The 17,636-nt window shown below is 43.6% G+C and carries 18 protein-coding genes; 8 read left to right on the top strand and 10 right to left on the bottom strand.

Going from position 1 to position 17,636, the window contains the following annotated elements:
- Positions 1-7: 7 nt before the first annotated feature.
- The 6 genes from ACFGVR_RS12050 to pyrF form a co-directional block, all read right to left on the bottom strand.
- Entirely contained in the window at positions 8-1,090 is a 1,083-nt protein-coding gene (locus ACFGVR_RS12050; RefSeq protein ID WP_448697344.1) for a WD40/YVTN/BNR-like repeat-containing protein, read from the bottom strand.
- 30 nt (positions 1,091-1,120) lie between these two features.
- Positions 1,121-2,221: a WD40/YVTN/BNR-like repeat-containing protein gene (locus tag ACFGVR_RS12045; protein WP_448697342.1), complete on the bottom strand. Its 1,101-nt coding sequence runs from the start codon at positions 2,219-2,221 to the stop codon at positions 1,121-1,123.
- Between the two features lie 27 nt (positions 2,222-2,248).
- The gene (locus ACFGVR_RS12040; protein ID WP_448697340.1) at positions 2,249-3,325 is read right to left on the bottom strand and encodes a WD40/YVTN/BNR-like repeat-containing protein; all 1,077 of its coding nucleotides are present in this window, start codon (positions 3,323-3,325) and stop codon (positions 2,249-2,251) included.
- A 349-nt stretch (positions 3,326-3,674) separates the two neighbouring features.
- Positions 3,675-3,896, bottom strand: a complete 222-nt coding sequence (locus tag ACFGVR_RS12035) for a PspC domain-containing protein (RefSeq protein WP_448697339.1) — start codon at positions 3,894-3,896, stop codon at positions 3,675-3,677.
- Positions 3,896-5,185, bottom strand: coding sequence for a DUF2851 family protein (locus tag ACFGVR_RS12030; protein ID WP_448697338.1), 1,290 nt, complete (start codon positions 5,183-5,185; stop codon positions 3,896-3,898). The genes ACFGVR_RS12035 and ACFGVR_RS12030 overlap by 1 nt, the downstream gene beginning before the upstream one ends.
- Positions 5,186-5,276: 91 nt before the next feature.
- Complete coding sequence (gene pyrF, locus ACFGVR_RS12025) at positions 5,277-6,110, bottom strand: orotidine-5'-phosphate decarboxylase (RefSeq protein WP_448697336.1); 834 nt, start codon at positions 6,108-6,110, stop codon at positions 5,277-5,279.
- 252 nt (positions 6,111-6,362) lie between these two features.
- Between pyrF and rho the strand changes: the two genes are divergently transcribed.
- From rho to purS, 3 genes are all read left to right on the top strand, one after another.
- Positions 6,363-8,006, top strand: coding sequence for a transcription termination factor Rho (rho, locus tag ACFGVR_RS12020; protein WP_448697334.1), 1,644 nt, complete (start codon positions 6,363-6,365; stop codon positions 8,004-8,006).
- Positions 8,007-8,104: 98 nt separating this feature from the next.
- A complete protein-coding gene (pssA, locus tag ACFGVR_RS12015) occupies positions 8,105-8,812 on the top strand; it encodes a CDP-diacylglycerol--serine O-phosphatidyltransferase (protein ID WP_448697333.1) in 708 nt (235 codons plus the stop codon).
- Positions 8,812-9,066 carry a phosphoribosylformylglycinamidine synthase subunit PurS gene (gene purS, locus ACFGVR_RS12010; RefSeq protein WP_448697332.1) on the top strand — a complete coding sequence of 85 codons (255 nt, stop codon included), beginning with the start codon at positions 8,812-8,814 and terminating at the stop codon, positions 9,064-9,066. Before pssA ends, purS begins: the two co-directional genes overlap by 1 nt.
- On the opposite strand, the gene ACFGVR_RS12005 is transcribed toward purS, so the two are convergent.
- Both ACFGVR_RS12005 and folK read right to left on the bottom strand, forming a co-directional pair.
- On the bottom strand, positions 9,063-9,440 hold the full coding sequence (locus ACFGVR_RS12005) for an Hpt domain-containing protein (RefSeq protein WP_448697330.1): 378 nt from the start codon (positions 9,438-9,440) through the stop codon (positions 9,063-9,065). The two genes, purS and ACFGVR_RS12005, sit on opposite strands and share 4 nt — an antisense overlap.
- Before the next feature lie 23 nt (positions 9,441-9,463).
- A complete protein-coding gene (folK, locus tag ACFGVR_RS12000) occupies positions 9,464-9,940 on the bottom strand; it encodes a 2-amino-4-hydroxy-6-hydroxymethyldihydropteridine diphosphokinase (RefSeq protein WP_448697328.1) in 477 nt (158 codons plus the stop codon).
- An 86-nt stretch (positions 9,941-10,026) separates the two neighbouring features.
- Here folK and sppA point away from each other — a divergent pair, with 86 nt between their 5' ends.
- Positions 10,027-11,790 carry a signal peptide peptidase SppA gene (gene sppA / locus ACFGVR_RS11995; RefSeq protein ID WP_448697326.1) on the top strand — a complete coding sequence of 588 codons (1,764 nt, stop codon included), beginning with the start codon at positions 10,027-10,029 and terminating at the stop codon, positions 11,788-11,790.
- Between the two features lie 148 nt (positions 11,791-11,938).
- Here the strand turns inward: sppA and ACFGVR_RS11990 are convergent, their stop codons facing one another.
- Positions 11,939-12,331: a hypothetical protein gene (locus tag ACFGVR_RS11990; RefSeq protein ID WP_448697324.1), complete on the bottom strand. Its 393-nt coding sequence runs from the start codon at positions 12,329-12,331 to the stop codon at positions 11,939-11,941.
- Positions 12,332-12,944: 613 nt separating this feature from the next.
- Between ACFGVR_RS11990 and ACFGVR_RS11985 the strand changes: the two genes are divergently transcribed.
- The 4 genes from ACFGVR_RS11985 to ACFGVR_RS11970 are packed head-to-tail and all read left to right on the top strand — an operon-like array spanning position 12,945 to position 16,788.
- The gene (locus tag ACFGVR_RS11985; protein ID WP_448697323.1) at positions 12,945-14,621 is read left to right on the top strand and encodes a helix-hairpin-helix domain-containing protein; all 1,677 of its coding nucleotides are present in this window, start codon (positions 12,945-12,947) and stop codon (positions 14,619-14,621) included.
- Positions 14,622-14,625: 4 nt separating this feature from the next.
- Positions 14,626-15,609 carry a glycosyltransferase family 9 protein gene (locus tag ACFGVR_RS11980; RefSeq protein ID WP_448697322.1) on the top strand — a complete coding sequence of 328 codons (984 nt, stop codon included), beginning with the start codon at positions 14,626-14,628 and terminating at the stop codon, positions 15,607-15,609.
- 33 nt (positions 15,610-15,642) lie between these two features.
- Positions 15,643-16,269, top strand: a complete 627-nt coding sequence (locus tag ACFGVR_RS11975) for a porin family protein (RefSeq protein WP_448697320.1) — start codon at positions 15,643-15,645, stop codon at positions 16,267-16,269.
- 36 nt (positions 16,270-16,305) lie between these two features.
- Positions 16,306-16,788, top strand: a complete 483-nt coding sequence (locus ACFGVR_RS11970) for a SixA phosphatase family protein (protein WP_448697318.1) — start codon at positions 16,306-16,308, stop codon at positions 16,786-16,788.
- Between the two features lie 3 nt (positions 16,789-16,791).
- Here ACFGVR_RS11970 and ACFGVR_RS11965 read toward each other — a convergent pair whose 3' ends face one another.
- Positions 16,792-17,631 (bottom strand): MBL fold metallo-hydrolase, encoded by an 840-nt coding sequence (locus ACFGVR_RS11965; protein WP_448697316.1) that lies wholly within the window; start codon positions 17,629-17,631, stop codon positions 16,792-16,794.
- Between the last annotated feature and the right edge of the window lie 5 nt (positions 17,632-17,636).

The raw sequence follows: 17,636 nt of genomic DNA, 5'->3' as shown, positions 1-17,636 counted from the left end.
CATTTAATTACTTGTTTTTATAATACAAGCCTTCGTTTGTGCCTAGAAAAAGCTTACCTCCGGATTCTAAAATGGCATGTGCATGGATGCCTTCTAAAAATTGCTGGCTAGCTGCCCACGAGGTACCTGTGGCCACATTTTTATCGCGCTGCTGTATAACCGTACCGTTCTGGTTGCCGCCAAATGAAACTGTTAAAACATAATGTTTGGTGGTTCCGTTATACAGTTCTTTATAATTTAATACCTGTACCGCCTGCAGGTCGGTAGTATCGTAGTTCCAGGTAACGCCGTTGTTATCACTGCGGATAATCTTCCTCTCGGTTGTGGTAGCATATAAAACGCCGTTATCAACTATCATTTTATCAATATAAGTCCCCCAATGTGGCAGCAAGGTTTCAACCCACTGGCCCACGGTAGGATCATAGTAATAAAATGTCCCGTTAACACCGGCAGCAGCTACCAGGGTAGTATTGGTGTTTGCAATTTTAAAAACCTCGTACGAAGTATAACTTTGCGGCAGGTTATTGTTAAATGCCGACCATGCGCCTGCCTGCTGGTTTAAAACACGCACGCCATTACCGCTTGTTGAAACATATAAAGTATTGTTGCGTACAGCAAACGATGAAATATCATAACCAACCAGATATCCATAAATGTTATAGTCCTGGAAGCCGTTAACATAGTTGACCCATGTTTTACAGCCATCATTGCTGCTGAAGATGCCGTTGTTATGGGTACCTACATATACCTGGTTGTTAAAAACCTGGATAGCAGAAATAGTTACATCGGGTGATCCGACGGCTATGGTTGACCAGGTGGCGCCTTCGTCGGTACTGGTGTATAGTTTATTGCTGTTTGAAGCAGCGTATATCACGTTGTTAAATTGTTCCAATAAGGTTACTGTATCATTGGGCACATTTAACCTGGTCCAGCCTGAAACAACCGGCAATGGATTGGGGGCAGCAGCTGCTGTGTTAGCTGTCAGCGCAGTTTTTTTACAAGCTGTTAAGCCTGCCATCATAAAAATCATCAAAACGGATGCTACGATCCTGGTTATAGATACAGAAGAGGTTTTTGATAAATTATTCATCTGATTTACAATAAGAAATACGTGGCAAGTTTAGGGTGTTTTTTTATAATATATGCCGTTGTCTGTCGCCAAAAACAAGGTGTTTGTCAACGAACGCAAAGCATGAGAGCGCAAACCCGGCAAAAACTCCTCGCCGCTGGCCCATGTTGTGTTTGCAACAGCCGCGTTATCGCGGCTTTGTATCCAAACGCCAACCGTACCCTTTTCCTGGTTAATTACCGAATAAACTTTGCGCTCGGTTACCAGCAATCCACGGATCAGGTATTTGTCGTCATCGGTATCGGCTTTCATACCTACCGTATCCGGGTACAGGGTTATCCCTCCATCGTCGGTACGTAAAATGCTTTGCTGATTGTTATTACCAATATAGATCTGTGTTAAAATGCTGCCCTGGTTATAAACCATATCAACCACATAATTGGGGAAGCGTACATTTTTATATTTGGTTTTGGTAATATCTACATAATCTTTTTGATGCCACATTTGCTGTGCAGGATCAAAAACGCCAAAAACATCGCTGGTGGCCGCTACCAGATAGTTATTTGCCACCATAACCTTTGACGCCCGCACATCATTTATACCGGGTGTACTGGTTAGCCCGTTTAAAAACACTTCCCATTGGTTATTGGTGGGGTTTAATTTTAAAACGCCTTTGCCCCGGTTATCAAAAGAAGAGCAGTATAAATTATTGTTCCATACCGTAAAAGAGGTTACTATGGAAGTAAGCCCGCCTTCGTCAACCCATGTTTTACCATTATCGGTACTTAAAAACATATCGCCAGAAGTACCCACATATATTTTACCGTTAAATACGGTAATTGATGAGATATGGATACCCGTACCAATTGAGGCTGTTGCCGACCAGCTTGCACCGCCATCGCCACTTTCGTAAATTTTACCAGATGTTGAAGATGCTGCATAGATCACGTTGTTGAATATTTCGAGCGCGGTGATGCTATCGGGAGGAAGCGTATTCATCTGCACCCATTGTGAGCTTGCGGGCTGTAATACGGGTGAGGTTGAAGGTACGGGCAAATCGGGTTTTGCCGGTTTATGACAGGATGACAAGCCGTAACATAAAGCCAGGGCCAGTAACCAGGTGCTTAATTTAAATGTAGTTTTATTATTCATAGGGTTAGATTGATGATGTTTTTTAGCTTAAATTTTCTTGAAATACAAACCATTGTCTGTTGCCAAAAAAAGCGTACCGTTTAATAAGCGGATAGCATAGGCAAAAGCCGGAGCAGGCAAAATATCACTATTAGTGGCCCAACTTGTACCAACCGGCGCGCTTGCATCGCGTTGCTGCACATTGATACCACCGCCGGTAAGTATATTGCTCACCACGTAAAATTTATTATTGGCTGTATACAGTATCCGGACACTGGTTGAATTGATCGTGCCCGGCTCTTTTTGCAAACCCAAGGTATCGGCTGCCCAGCTTGCACCCAAATCATTGCTGCCATACAGCATAGTGCCGGGTGTAACCAGCATGGTACCCTGTGCGTAGGTGATATCGCGCATGGTAGCAAGGCGATGCGGGTTAAAATAACTGGTAGCGGTCCATTGCCCCGTAGTGCCACTAATAGTATATAGAAAGCCATTTGAACCGCGTATAGATACCAGGCTTTGATTAACTGCGATGGTTTTGATCACTTCAAAATCGTAGTTTGAAGGTAAGCCGTTACTGATGATCGGTGTCCAGGTGCCGGGCTGCTGGTTTAAAAACCAAACACCGTCGGCCGGGGAAGTGGCTTGCGCCGAAGACGCGTATAAATTATTGTTGTAGAGGGTAAATGAGGTGATCTGCCCAAGGGACGATTGTTTTACCCACGATTGGCCGTTGTTGGCGCTGGCAAAAATACCATCGAATTGTGTGCCAACGTAAATGGTATTATTAAGTATACCTAAGGCCGAAATAACAGTGCCTTGTTTTACAACCGCCGAAGCCGACCAGGTTAAACCCATATCGGTACTGCTGTAAACTACACCTGCGCCAGTGGCGGCATAAATGCTATTGCCGGATGTTTCGAGTACCGTAAACTCCTGGTTTGATGGGAGCGATGCGATTTTTGTCCAGTTGCCGGTTGCTGGTGCTGCTGTACTGCCCATATCGGAGCCGCAATCATGATATTTGCGGCAAGCCGATAAACCCAGCAATAGCGCGATACATAGGCTAAATAATGTGATAATCTGTTCATTCTTTTTATTTGTGCTTGTTGTGTTTAGTTTCATTTGGTTTAGTGTAAATAAATTAAGGGATGCAAAAATATAACCTGCCTGCTCAAACGGCTTTGCCTAAAAGTCCAGAAAACTGACTTAAAGGTTCGTTCAGTATTCCCGCAATCAGCTCACGACATAGCCATATCGCTAACAAGCAGCAGGTAACTTTAACAGGGTGTATGGTAGTTAATAGAGATTTACCTTTCGGCGGTCCATCAGCCAGGGGACGGTGTTCATCAGGACCTTTATCACACACAAAACGGGGAGGATCAGGCAACGGTTGCCCGGGACAATAAAAACACGCCTAACTAACTCATTTACAGAGCAATTATTTTACAAATAAAGAAACACAGATAACCGGCTACCGATCGGATACGCGGGTATGGATACGTTTTACATAGTTGCGGATATCAAGCACGATACCTGCAAAAAAATAAAATATCAGCGGAAAGCCGACAGCTAAAAAAGAAGAATAAATAAAAAACAGGCGTATTTTGGAGATGGAGATATTGAACCGTTCGCCCAGATAGGTACAAACACCAAAAGAGTATTTTTCGAAAAAGGTTAATATACGCTGCAACATCACACAGGGGGTTTTAATATCTTATTCCCAATACCGCACTGCAGGCATTTTTTATAATTGCAGTACGAGTTTTTAAGCTCCAGCAAGGCCTGCGATTCGTACGCCGTACTTACCTTTACGCCCATGGTAACAAAATCGGCAATAATGCTGTTTTGCTCAACAGGTAAAAACTCGAGCAGGTGCAATGCACGGTTAATAAACCGTTCCTGCTGGTGCTGATTACCATAAGAGAATAAATATAGCACTATTGTATTTAATAACAAAACATCTACCGATGATTTGCCTAAGTTTTTTGCGATGGGCTTTGATGGCTTATCAAACTGGTAATGTTCATCCCAGTAGATGTTCACTTTAATATCGGTAAACAGCTTGCCGTAATCATCGTAATTTTTAATATCCAAAACTTTTGAAAACAGGTGGTTTGACTGGTAAACCAGTGCTGCAAACTGTGCCAGCCTGATGGTTGGAAAATTTAAGGGGCGCAGTTTTGAAAACTTCCACAAATGCTTTTCTATGGGCTTAAGGCCGTATTTCTTTTGCAGGAAATGGTATTCGGTACGCAGGGCTACCGGGTAGGCATCCTGCAGATCATCAGTTAAAAACCCGGCCTGGCCGAAGATCAATGCCTCAATTTGCTGCGGGTTATTTTTGTGCTTTGCCAGGATAGTTTGCGGCAGCGATTTAGCGAGCAGTTCGAAAGGTACGGCATTGGTTTTAAAACCAAAGTTGGCGGCAAGGTACTGGTAAAAGGTTTCTTCCCAATCGCCTTTGTTGGTTGCTATGGCTTGCGCCAGCTGATTGGAACGGTTTTGCAGGCGCTCGATGAGCACGCGGGTTAGCCAGTTGCGCACCAGCAGGTTATCAATTTTGCCAATGGTGGCTTCGCAGGGGATGATCTGCCTGTCGCCGTTAATGAGGTTGTGGTATTTTTGAAACAGTTCGCCGGGGATCCGATCGTTTAAAATGATAGTGGGGATCGGGGTTCCATCCTTACGGTAAACCGGCTCGTCATCGTGGTAAACAATATGCAGGATCACATTATCATAAGCCGGATCGGCAGTGTGGCCGTGCCGCTTCCATTCGGATGAGGATAAATGCACTTCGACATTGCCGGCCCAAAGGGTATCACCTATCTTGATTTTAGCATGTTGAAAATCCGGACCGGCATCAATGTTTTGCAAACCGGGAGAAACGATCTCAACGGCTTCGCCCAAAGTAGTTTGTAACCCGGCCTTGTCAAACAGCCTGAATTTCCAAACGTACTGGAGGAAGTCCTCGTTAAAAATCATGATTTTTATGTAAGATGTGAAAGGTACGATGGAAGATGTAAAAACTAAAATATCAGCAACACATTTTCCATCTTACATCATCCATTTTACATTAAATTATTCCTGCTTTTTCCAGCTCCACTTCCATCTCCTGCTGAATTTTCAGGGCTTCGGCCCGGGCGGCTTCGGCAAAATCCTCGCCGTTTGAGGCATAGATAATGGAGCGCGAAGCGTTAACGATCAGTCCGCAATCCTTGTTCATGCCGTATTGGCAAACTTCGGCCAGGCTGCCTCCCTGTGCACCTACTCCGGGTACCAGTAAAAAATGATCGGGTGCGTGTTTGCGGATATCTAAAAAACCTATGCCTTTGGTTGCGCCAACAACAAACATCAGGCGGTCATCACCGGTCCAGGTAACTGCCTTTTTAACAACCTCTTCGTATAAATAACCTTCGCCGGTATTGAGGAACTGAAAATCATAAGCGCCCGAGTTGGATGTTAACGCCAGCAGGATGATCCATTTATCATCGTACTTTAAATACGATGTAACACTATCGTTGCCCATATAGGGCGCAACAGTTATGGCATCAAAGCTCATACCCGACGCTGTAACATCAAAAAATGTTTTGGCATACATATCTGATGTATTACCAATATCGCCGCGCTTGGCATCAATAATATTAAGGCATTCTTTGGGTAAATACTCCCAGGTTTTGATCAGGCTTTGCAGTCCTTTTACTCCCATACTTTCGTAAAAGGCCGAATTTGGCTTATAGCTTACGCAGAGATCACGGGTCGCATCAATAATGCGCCGGTTAAATTCAAACACCGGGTCGTGGGTATCTAAAAGAAACTGGGGTATCTTTTGGATATCGGTATCGAGCCCTACACATAGAAAAGATTTTTTTTGTTTGATCTGACTGATCAACTGCTGACGGTTCGGCATGAAGTTTGTATTATTTGCAGTACAAAAGAATGAAATTTAGGGGTAATTGACACGATTTGGTCATATATTTTCAAAAAAATTTGAAGTATTGAAATTATTATTTAAAATTGTACCGTTTTCCTGAATTTCTTGCACCAAAGAATCAGTTTTAAAATTTCCATCATTTACTAATAGTTGCAGATTTTTTAATACAAACATAAGGTTTGCAAGGTTTCTACTCAAAAATATCCTTTTGAAATATTATTCAATCACATGTCTAACACAACTGAATTAAACGATAAGCTCGTTTCTGAACTGCGTTCATTAGCTAAAAGTTTCGGCGTTCCTGATGCCGACAGCTTAAGAAAGCCCGACCTTATCGCCAAAATATCCGAGCAGCAAAGCTTAATTGAAGCTGCCCGCTTACAACAACAAACCGTTACAAACGATTATACCGAACATAATCCGGTGACTGCAGCTACAACTGAAGACGCCGGCGATAAGCCGCGTAAAAGAGTGCGTACGCTAAAATCAAAAATAGAGCAGCAACGCACCGAAGTGCATGTTGATGACACTAACCTGTTTAACAGCTACGCCGACGATGACGACGCGCAGCCATCGCAGGAAACTGAAAGCAACGTACCTGCGGCTGCTGAAGCTTATGTACCAAGCGAAGAGCCTGTGCAGGCAGGTAACCCGCCCGAGGCAGCAGCCCCGGAAGCGCGCCCTCAAAAATTTGAGCGCCGTAATAACAATAATAACAACCAGCAAAAAAACCAGGAACCGGCTATTAACCTTGACTTTGACAATGTAATTGTTAACGAAGGGGTACTGGAAATTATGCCCGACGGTTACGGCTTTTTACGCTCATCGGATTATAACTATTTAACTTCGCCGGATGATATTTATGTATCGCAATCGCAGATCAAACTGTTTGGTTTAAAAACCGGCGATACTGTACGCGGCAGCATACGCCCTCCAAAAGAAGGTGAAAAATATTTCCCGTTGGTACGTGTTGAGGCCATTAACGGCCGTATACCTGCCGAAGTGCGCGACCGTGTACCGTTTGACCACTTAACGCCGCTTTTCCCGTCGGAAAGATTGAACCTGTTTACCGATTCGGGTAATTACTCAACCCGCATTATGGACCTGTTCTCGCCTATCGGTAAAGGTCAGCGTGGTTTAATTGTGGCCCAGCCAAAAACAGGTAAAACCATGTTGTTAAAGGATGTGGCCAACGCCATAGCCCGTAACCATCCGGAGGTTTACCTAATCATTTTATTGATCGATGAACGCCCCGAAGAGGTAACCGATATGGCCCGCAGCGTACGCGCCGAAGTAGTATCGTCAACATTTGACGAACCTGCCGAGCGCCACGTAAAAATTGCCAACATCGTTTTAGAAAAAGCAAAACGTATGGTTGAGTGCGGCCATGATGTGGTGATATTGCTCGACTCGATAACCCGTTTGGCACGTGCCTACAATACTGTGGCACCGGCATCGGGCAAAATATTATCGGGTGGTGTTGATGCCAACGCATTACACAAGCCAAAACGTTTCTTCGGTGCGGCCCGTAAAATTGAAGATGGCGGTTCGTTAACCATCATCGCTACAGCATTGACCGAAACCGGCTCGAAAATGGACGAGGTTATTTTTGAAGAGTTTAAAGGTACCGGTAACATGGAGCTGCAGTTGGACAGGAAACTATCAAACAAACGAATCTTCCCGGCTATCGATCTGACGGCATCAAGTACCCGCCGCGACGATCTGTTGCTTGACCGCGAAACCTTGCAACGCATCTGGATTTTACGTAACCACCTTGCCGATATGAATTCGCAGGAATCGATGGAGTTTTTACAGGCGCAAATGCGTGGTACAAAAACCAACGAAGAGTTCCTGATATCCATGAATTCGTAAAAAAATTAACGAAACGAAAATATTGCAGCAACACAAAGTACGTGTTTCTGTAATATTTTCGTTTCATAGTTAATAAGCTTCCTTATATTTGCAGTGAAATGAGGCAACGCGTAATAAAACATGTCCCCAATGCAATTACTTGCGCAAACTTATTCAGCGGATGCCTGGGTATAGTTTTCGCCTTCCAGGGTAACCTGCTTTACGCTGCCTACGCCTTATTTTTAGCCGCTGTTTTTGATTTTTTTGATGGATTTGCCTCGCGGTTGCTCCAATCATTTTCGGGCATCGGTAAAGATCTCGATTCGCTGGCCGATATGGTTAGCTTTGGTGTTTTGCCTTCGGTAATTATTTACGAGCTGTTTTTACAGGCACCTCAAATTGAGCATATCAGCGAGTATTTAAATTATATCGCCTTTTTGATCCCGGTATTTTCGGCGTTAAGGCTGGCCAAGTTTAATATTGACGAACGCCAGAGTGAAATTTTTATCGGCTTGCCTACTCCGGCAAACGCCATCCTCATCGCATCGTTACCGTTGATACTGCAACAGCATACCGCTTTCTCCACATTTATATTAAACCCATACGGCTTAGCTTGTTTTGTTTTAATTATGTGCGCGCTGCTGGTTGCCGAAATCCCGCTGATGTCGCTTAAGTTTAAAAATGCCGATGTACACAACAATATTTACCGGTATTTATTGCTTACTGTATCGGCAATATCCATTGTAATTTTTAAATTTGTAGCCGTTCCGGTTATCTTATTTATGTATATCACCCTATCCGTAATCCAATTCAGAATCGCCAAATAATGATGAAATTCCAAGCAGAAATTGATGTAATGCCCAAAAAAGAAATACTTGACCCACAAGGTAAAGCAGTTACCGGCAGTATGAAAAATTTAGGCCTTTCCGAAATCCAGAACGTACGTATCGGTAAACATATTTCGCTTGAAATAGAAGCTGCAGACAAAGAAGCTGCCCACGCCAAAGTTGAGCAGGCGTGCAAAAACCTGCTGGCTAACCTCATTATGGAAAGCTATAGCTTTGAGTTGGTAGAAGCTTAAAGTTCGGCAGCTTTTGCCTCTTTAATTAATTTTAGTTTCTCAAGTGTGGGGGCCACAATGCCTCTTACAGCAACGTATTTTGCCTCAATCGCGGCAAGGTCGTCGCCTGCTTTGGTCATACCTTCAATTTCCTGCATCATGGCCTGGGCGGTAAGCATTCCGAAAAAACCAAGATTAGGTTTTAGTTTGTGTGCCGATTGTGCAAGCGCTGTGCGATCTTCGGCACGGATGGCATTATAAATGGCCCACATTAATTCGGGCGTTTGCACCAAAAACATATCTATCGATTCGACAATAAATTCATTACTGCCATCGGCTATTTCGAGCAGAAAAGAAAGGTCAAAGTATTGATCTGATAGTTCCAATCCGGACATAACTATTGATTAAATATGTAAAATTATAACTTTTTAACAATCAAAGTATCGGTAAAACCATTTAATATTAAAATAGTTTTATTTAATACGGGGTGTATGTACTGTGGCGCGATCTCGGCCAGAGGCTCCAAAACAAACTTACGCTGGTGCAAATGCGGATGCGGTATCACCAGGTCGGGCTCATTTACTATCTCATTACCGTAAAACAAAATATCGATATCAATGGTACGCGATCCCCACTTCTCGGTACGCTCGCGGCCCATTGTTTGCTCAATAGCCAATATACGCTGTAATACTTCGCGCGGTTTTAAAATAGTTTTAACCAGCAATACCTGGTTTAAATAGTCGGGAAGATCGGTTTTACCCCACGATTGTGTTTCGTAAACCGAAGAGCGTTTAACCACAGTTCCTACCTGGCTGCCTATAGCCTCTTCGGCCTGTTGTAAAAATAACTGCCTGTGCCCAAGGTTACTTCCTAAAAGTAAAAAAACATCAATCATTGTTGTAACAAATATTATGCACGGCTCTCTTAAGGTTATGTGTATGCTTTTAGTAGTTTTGCATAGTTAAAGTTTTTAAATATTAAATGAAACAATTCTTCAAATTTGTTTTTGCCACCATTGTCGGCATTATTATCCTTACTATCCTGCTTTTCGTTATCGTTATCGGGATCGCAGTTGGCGTAAGCGGCGACAAAACCGTTGACGTAGCCTCAAACTCGGTAATGCGTATTGCCCTTACCGGGAGCATTAAAGAACGTACACCTAAAAACCCGCTGGCCGCCCTTGGCTTTTTGGGGTTTGATGAAGATAAATCGATAGGATTGAACGACATTTTGGCCAATATTAAAAAAGCGAAGACCGACGACCATATCAAAGGCATATTTTTAGACGAAAGTTATATGCTTACCGGCCAGGCCACTACCGAAGAGATCCGTAACGCCCTGCTGGATTTTAAAAAGTCGGGTAAGTTTATTGTTGCCTACGGTGAGGTATACACGCAATCGTTTTACTACCTGTCATCAGTTGCTGATAAGATCTACATGAACCCTAAGGGGATATTTGAGTTTCACGGCTTTAGCTCGCAAATTATGTTTTATAAAGGCGCGATGGATAAACTGGGTATTGAAGCGCAGGTAATTAAAGTAGGAACTTACAAAAGCGCCACCGAGCCTTTTGTTTTAAATAAGATGAGCGATGCCAACCGTAAACAGGTTACTGAATACCTCGGTTCGATGTACGATCATTTCCTGGCAGGCATCAGCGCCAACCGTAAGATCAATAAAGACAGCTTATTTAACATTGCCAATAACATGCTGGTGCGCAACCCCGAAGACGCGGTTAAATACCGGTTAATTGACGGGTTAAGATATAAGGACGAGCTGCTTGAGGAGTTGAAATCGCGCACAGGCATCACTAAAAAACAAAACGTTAAATCGGTTGATATTGCCGATTATACCAAGGCTGTGAGCCAGGCTCAGGATACTACCACATCAAACAGCCGGGTAGCCATTGTATATGCATCGGGCGAAATTACCGGCGGCGATGGCGACGATAATACCATCGGTTCGGAAAAGATATCAAAAACCCTGCGCCAGGTACGGCTGGATGATAAGGTAAAAGCTGTGGTGCTGCGGGTTAACTCGCCGGGCGGCAGTTCGCTGGCGTCGGACGTGATATGGCGCGAAGTAATGCTCACCAAAAAGGTAAAACCTATTATTGTTTCGATGGGCGATGTAGCGGCATCGGGTGGTTATTACATTAGCTGTGCTGCCGATTCGATCTATGCCGAACCGAATACCATTACCGGCTCGATAGGGATCTTTGCTATTATCCCCAACTTTCAAAAATTCTTCAACGATAAATTAGGGCTCACCTTTGATGGGGTAAAAACCGGCAAATATGCCGACCTGGGTAATGCGTGCCGACCGTTAACGCCGGATGAAAAACTGATATTGCAAAATATGATCAACCGTGGTTACGACGATTTTACCAAAGCTGTGGCAAACGGCCGTGGTAAAAGCCAGGCCTATATCAACACCATAGCCCAGGGCCGTGTGTGGACGGGCGAACAGGCCATTAAAATTGGACTGGTTGATAAATTAGGCAATATTAACGATGCCATTAAATCGGCAGCAACCAAAGCCAAGATCAAGGAATACAGTATAGTTACCTACCCCGAACAGGAAAGCTCGTTTAAAAGCATTACCCGTGGCATGAGCGCCGATATACGCACCCACTTTACTAAAGCCGAACTGGGCGACAATTACAAATATTACGAGCAGGTAAAAGCTGCTACCAAAATGAGCGGGATTTTGGCAAGGATGCCTTATGAGGTGGTGGTGAATTAAAGCTCCAGTTTAATTTCGAATGTTCTATTTCGAATTTTGATTTATGTTTTCCAATAGCAGGGTTAAGCGTGGACGCTTAACTAAACTTACGGGAAAGCGTGGACGCTTTCCCGGGCTGAGGGAGTGACAATGTTTTAAAGTTGGAAAGTTAGTTTTGCTTAATTATTTTAAAGGTTAGGGTATCACCATTGGCTTTTTTTAATAAGAAGATATCCGAGTTTGGTTTTTTTATTAATGAGTCGCCTATGTTCTCGCCGGTTTCAAAGGTAAAATCGCCTTTGCAGGTCAAACAATAATAGCCCGATGGCTCCAAATATGATTGATGATTATCCAGTCGTATTTTCACTCCCCTGCCAGCATCAACAGCTGTTATTTTACCAGCTAAACCTGCAGAATAAAAATAGGTTTGTTTTTTGACATGATCATCCCGCCAAATCAATGGTGCTATATAAGTTGGCACCAACCAAAAAACCAGTATTATCAATATACCAAACCACGCAAGTGCTTTTATTATTTCATTTCTTTTTGTGCGATCAGCCATTGAATGTAAATATCATATTTTAATCTCTTTTTGCAAATCCGACCAATTTTCGTTATATTGTATGCTTAGCGCAAGGGAAAAACGGGAATAAAAGGTTGAAAATTTTCTTACAATTTCCCCCCTGCCTGGCAATGATTGAAGGATTGAGTTTTGAATGATTGAATAGAAAATTATTGGATCATTGATCATTAGGTAATTGGTTTGTTGCAGCGATGAAATATGAGACATCGATATACCGATGAATACCTATGAGATACCTATGTGTCACGTCGGTATGAAATGACAAGAATCTGCATTTAGAGCTAAATTGAGGGGTTTCTGTTAGAAATACCATAAAAATACCGAAGAATACCTATGTGTTACAAGCCGGAAACTTGAGGCGTGAAGCCGGAAGCAAAAGTTGTTTGAATACCGACAAATACCCACCCTGTCTATCGTCTCTGTAAGTCGGGGATTGCTTCGTCCCTCGCAATGACGCGCGGAGAGGCCTGCACAACCGCTCCGTATGATGGGGTGCTGAAACAAGTTCAGCATGACTTCATAAAAAACAAATCCGAAATCGAACATCCGAAATTCGAAATCCTAATTGTATTTTTATCCACTTGTAATTTCCATGGAAAATAAAACAATTGCCCGTACTCTGCGCCTGCTATCCCAGTTGATGGAACTGCACGAGGTTAATCCTTTTAAGATCAAATCGATAGCCAACGCGGCCTTTAAGGTTGATAAACTGCCGTTTAAAATTGCGGATAAGCCTTATGATGAACTGGAAAAGGTTGACGGCATTGGCAAAAGCATAGCCGGCAAACTGGTGGAGCTGTTAACCACCGGCAGCATGGTTGAATTGCAGGAAATGCTTGATGCTACTCCGCCGGGTATTGTGGAGATGCTGGGCATAAAAGGCATCGGGCCTAAAAAGATAGCGATCATTTGGCATGAGCTGGGCATTGAAAATACCGGTGAATTGTATTATGCCTGTAACGAAAACCGCCTGGTGGAAGCCAAAGGTTTTGGTTTGAAGACCCAGGAAGAGATACGTAAGGTGATAGAGTTCAGGATGGCTAACAGCGGCAAGTTTTTATATGCCCAGGTTGAAGCTACAGCCAATGAATTGCTGAAACAACTGAACAGCCTTATCGGCGAAAGCCGGATAGCCTTATGCGGCGAGTTTAGGAGAAGATGTGAGATCATCAATCATTTGGATTTTGTTGTCGGGGCGGCAAATCGCGATAGTATTGTGGATAAGCTCCGCACTTCGGGCATATTTGCAGACGTGGCGTTTGACGACCTGGTTTTTAAAGCGAAATTAGACAATGGACTGCTGGTAAATATCAGCATAGTGCCTGTAGCGTTATTTTACATGCAGCTATTTATCCTTACGGGACATGACCAGCATGTTGACCCGGTTTTAAATTTGATAAATGACCGCGGTTTCATCGCGATGAGCGAAGAAGAAATTTACGAAAAAGCAGGCCTGCAATACGTAGAGCCTGAACTGCGCGAGAGTGACGACTACATCAAGAAAGCCGCGGCAAAACAATTGCCAAAACTGATAGAATATGCCGACCTGAAAGGTACGCTGCATAACCACAGTAACTGGAGCGACGGTATCAATACTTTGGAGAATATTGCCCTGTACCTGCGCGATGAACTAAAATTGGAATATTTGGGTATTTGCGACCACAGCAAAAGTGCCTTTTATGCCAATGGTTTGAGTATTGAGCGTGTGCTGCAACAACATGAAGAAATTGAGCATCTGAATAAGAAGATAACCGGATTCCATATTTTTAAGGGTATTGAATCGGATATTTTGAACGACGGCTCGCTGGATTACCCGGATGAAATATTGAAACGGTTCGACTTCATTGTGGCATCGGTACACAGCAACCTAAAAATGGCCGAAGAAAAAGCTACCGAACGTTTGATCAAAGCTATCGAGAATCCGTACACGACCATATTGGGGCACCCAACCGGCAGATTGCTATTGAGCCGCAAGGGATATGATATTAATTATAAAAAGGTAATAGATGCCTGCGCGGCCAACGGTGTGGTGATAGAGATCAACGCCAACCCGCTGAGGCTCGACCTGGATTGGCGCTGGCACCAATATGCTTTGGATAAGGGTGTAATATTATCTATCAACCCCGATGCGCACCGTAACGAAGGTTATCATGATATGTATTATGGCACGTTAATTGGCCGTAAAGGTGGGTTAACTGCCGCTCAATGCCTCAATGCACGGTCGGTTGAGGAGATCAAAAACATCTTCGCCGCAAGGAAAAAGCAATAACGATTTGGAAAACGGTCTTAAAATATTGGTGATACGGTTTAGCTCGATGGGTGATATTATTTATACCACCCCGGTTGTGCGCTGCTTAAAACAGCAGTTGCCGGGAGCCGAGATCCACTTTTTAACCAAACCTGCCTTTCAATATATCTATAATGGCAATCCTTACGTAGATAAGGTCCACCTGCTAAAACCGACGTTGAATGAGACCATAGCAGATATCAAAGCCGAAAAGTTTGATCATATTATCGATCTGCACAATAACCTGCGTACCACCATTATCAAACTACGTACGGGGGTACCTGCATCAACCTATAAAAAACAAACGATACGTAAATGGCTGTCGTTAAAGCTCCATTTAAAAAACCTGGTTGCACCAACGCATTTGGTTGAGCGTTATATGCAAACCGTGAGCTTTTTGGGGGTAAAAAATGATGACAAACCTATCGATTACTTTATCAAGGCCGATCACCAGCTATCCAGGCTCTTACCGCCATCGCATCAAAATGGTTATACGGCATTTGTTATCGGGGCAACCCACTTTACCAAACGTATGCCTAACGAAAAAATAATCAGCATTTGCAAGCAAATTAGCGGGCCGGTTGTTTTATTAGGCGGCAATGATGTTAAAGCCAATGGCGATGAGATAGTTAACGGTACCGGCACAAAAGTTTATAACACCTGCGGTAGTACTACGTTAGATGAATCGGTATTCCTGGTATCGCGGGCCAAAAACGTAATTGGCTTTGATACCGGCCTTACACATATTGCAGAAGCGTTTAACGTGCCGATAGCCTCAATTTGGGGTGGCACCGTGCCCGAGTTATTAGGCGTACAGCCTTACAAGGTAAAAAACGCATTAGTTGTGGGTATTGACTTGCCGTGCAGGCCATGTTCAAAATTCGGGCTGGAAAAATGCCCGCTTGGACATTTTAAATGTATGCACGAAATACCCGAGGCTATTGTTGTTGGGTTTGCAAATAATGTGTAAAATAGCATTCTGATTTTTTTAAATACGTGCCGGATGAAGAAGCCCCCCTTGTTAGTGATCTTAATGATACTTGTGTGCCATGTTTCATTTGGTCAGAATTTACAATTCGGTATCCGTGCGGGCTTAAGTTTTGCATCGCAGGCTATTGATAATCCGGATATTATCTCTACCAATTCGGTAACTACCTATAACCTATCGGTGGTAGTTGAAAAGCCTTTAAAAAACAGTTTTTACCTGCAATCGGGCCTGGGTATTACGGGTAAAGGCGTTATCACCTATGAAAACGCGCAAACTGCCACCTATAAATTAACCTATATTGATATCCCGTTAAACCTGCTTTATAAATTCAATCTGCCGGGCATGGGTAAGTTGTATGTGGGTACCGGCCCTTATTTATCAATAGGGCTAAGCGGTAATGTATTGTTTGAAAACAGCAATAACTCGAACGGCGAAAACCTGTCGTTTGGCAGCTCGCAGGATTATAAGCGACTTGATACCGGCGTTAATTTAACAAGCGGGTTTGAGCTCAATAATCATTTAACCTTTAATACCAATTACGCACTGGGCCTTAACAACATTGCTACCACCGACCCAACCAACACAACAGTGATGTCGACAAAAAACAGGGTATTTTCTATTGGGTTAGGCTTCCTTTTCTGAAAAAACTATTATCTTAATGCCTTGTTAATATGACCTATGAAGAAACTAATGCTGGTGCGCCATGCCAAGTCTGGCTGGGATATCCCTGATTTAACCGACTTTGAGCGCCCGTTAAATCCCCGCGGCGAAGAAACGGCTCCCGAAATGGCACAACGCCTGCAGCAAAAGGGTATTGTTCCGCAATTTATAGTGAGCAGCCCCGCCGAAAGAGCAAAAGCAACTGCCAGGATATTTGCCGAAACATTTAAGCTTGCCGAGCCCGAATACCATACGGCTATTTATGAAGCAAGCAGCTCTACCCTGCTTTCGGTAGTGAGCAGTTTGCCTGATGAGTACGATTTTATAGCCCTGTTTGGGCACAACCCCGGTATAAGCGACCTGGTTTATTACCTGACGGGTAAAATGTATGACATGCCTACTTGTGCAGTGGTGGTTATCCATTTTGATGGCGTATCATGGCAACTGATCAGCGGAAGCACTGGCACCATCGAGTATTACGATTACCCTAAAAACGTTTAGTGGTTATACTTCGTTAAGCCTGAAGGTATCCTTTAAGCGGATGCCTTTTTCGGTTTGCTGTAACGTGCAGCATTCGTTAACGGGATCGTGTTCCAGGTACAAGATGTATTCCTTTTCGGCAGCCTCTGTGAGGAAGGCTTTTTTTTCGGTGAGGGTTTTAAGCGGGAACATATCATAAGCCATAACATACGGTAACGGGATGTGCCCAACCGAAGGCAGCAGATCGGCCATGTAAACCAGGGTTTTATCCTTATAATAGATCTGCGGTAACATCATGGCATCGGTATGGCCATAAGCAAAGCGTATACGCATGTTTTTGCTAAATTGGACACCGTCCTGGCTTTCAACAAACTTTAACCGGCCGCTCTGTTGTATGGGTAGGATATTCTCTTTTAAAAAGGATGCTTTCTCACGATCATTAGGATATACCGCCCAGTTCCAATGCTCTTCATTACTCCAATAAGTGGCATTTTTAAAAGCAGGAACCAGATTTTCGCCTTCGCGGATAATGGAACCGCCGCAATGGTCGAAGTGCAGGTGGGTGAGGAACATATCGGTAATATCATCGCGGTGGTAACCAAGTTTTGCCAGCGAATTATCCAGCGTATCATCACCGTGAAGGTAATAATGTCCCATAAACTTAGCGTCCTGCTTATCGCCGATACCATTATCTATCAATATCAACCGGCCCTCATCCTCAACTAACAAACAACGCATGGCCCAGGTACACAAGTTGTTTTCGTCGGCGGGGTTGGTTTTGTTCCATAGTGTTTTAGGCACTACGCCAAACATAGCGCCGCCATCGAGTTTAAAAAAGCCGGTGTCTATCGTGTAGAGTTTCATATGAT

Source organism: Mucilaginibacter aureus, from assembly GCF_053514885.1.
This window is presented reverse-complemented; position numbering and strand designations above follow the sequence as displayed.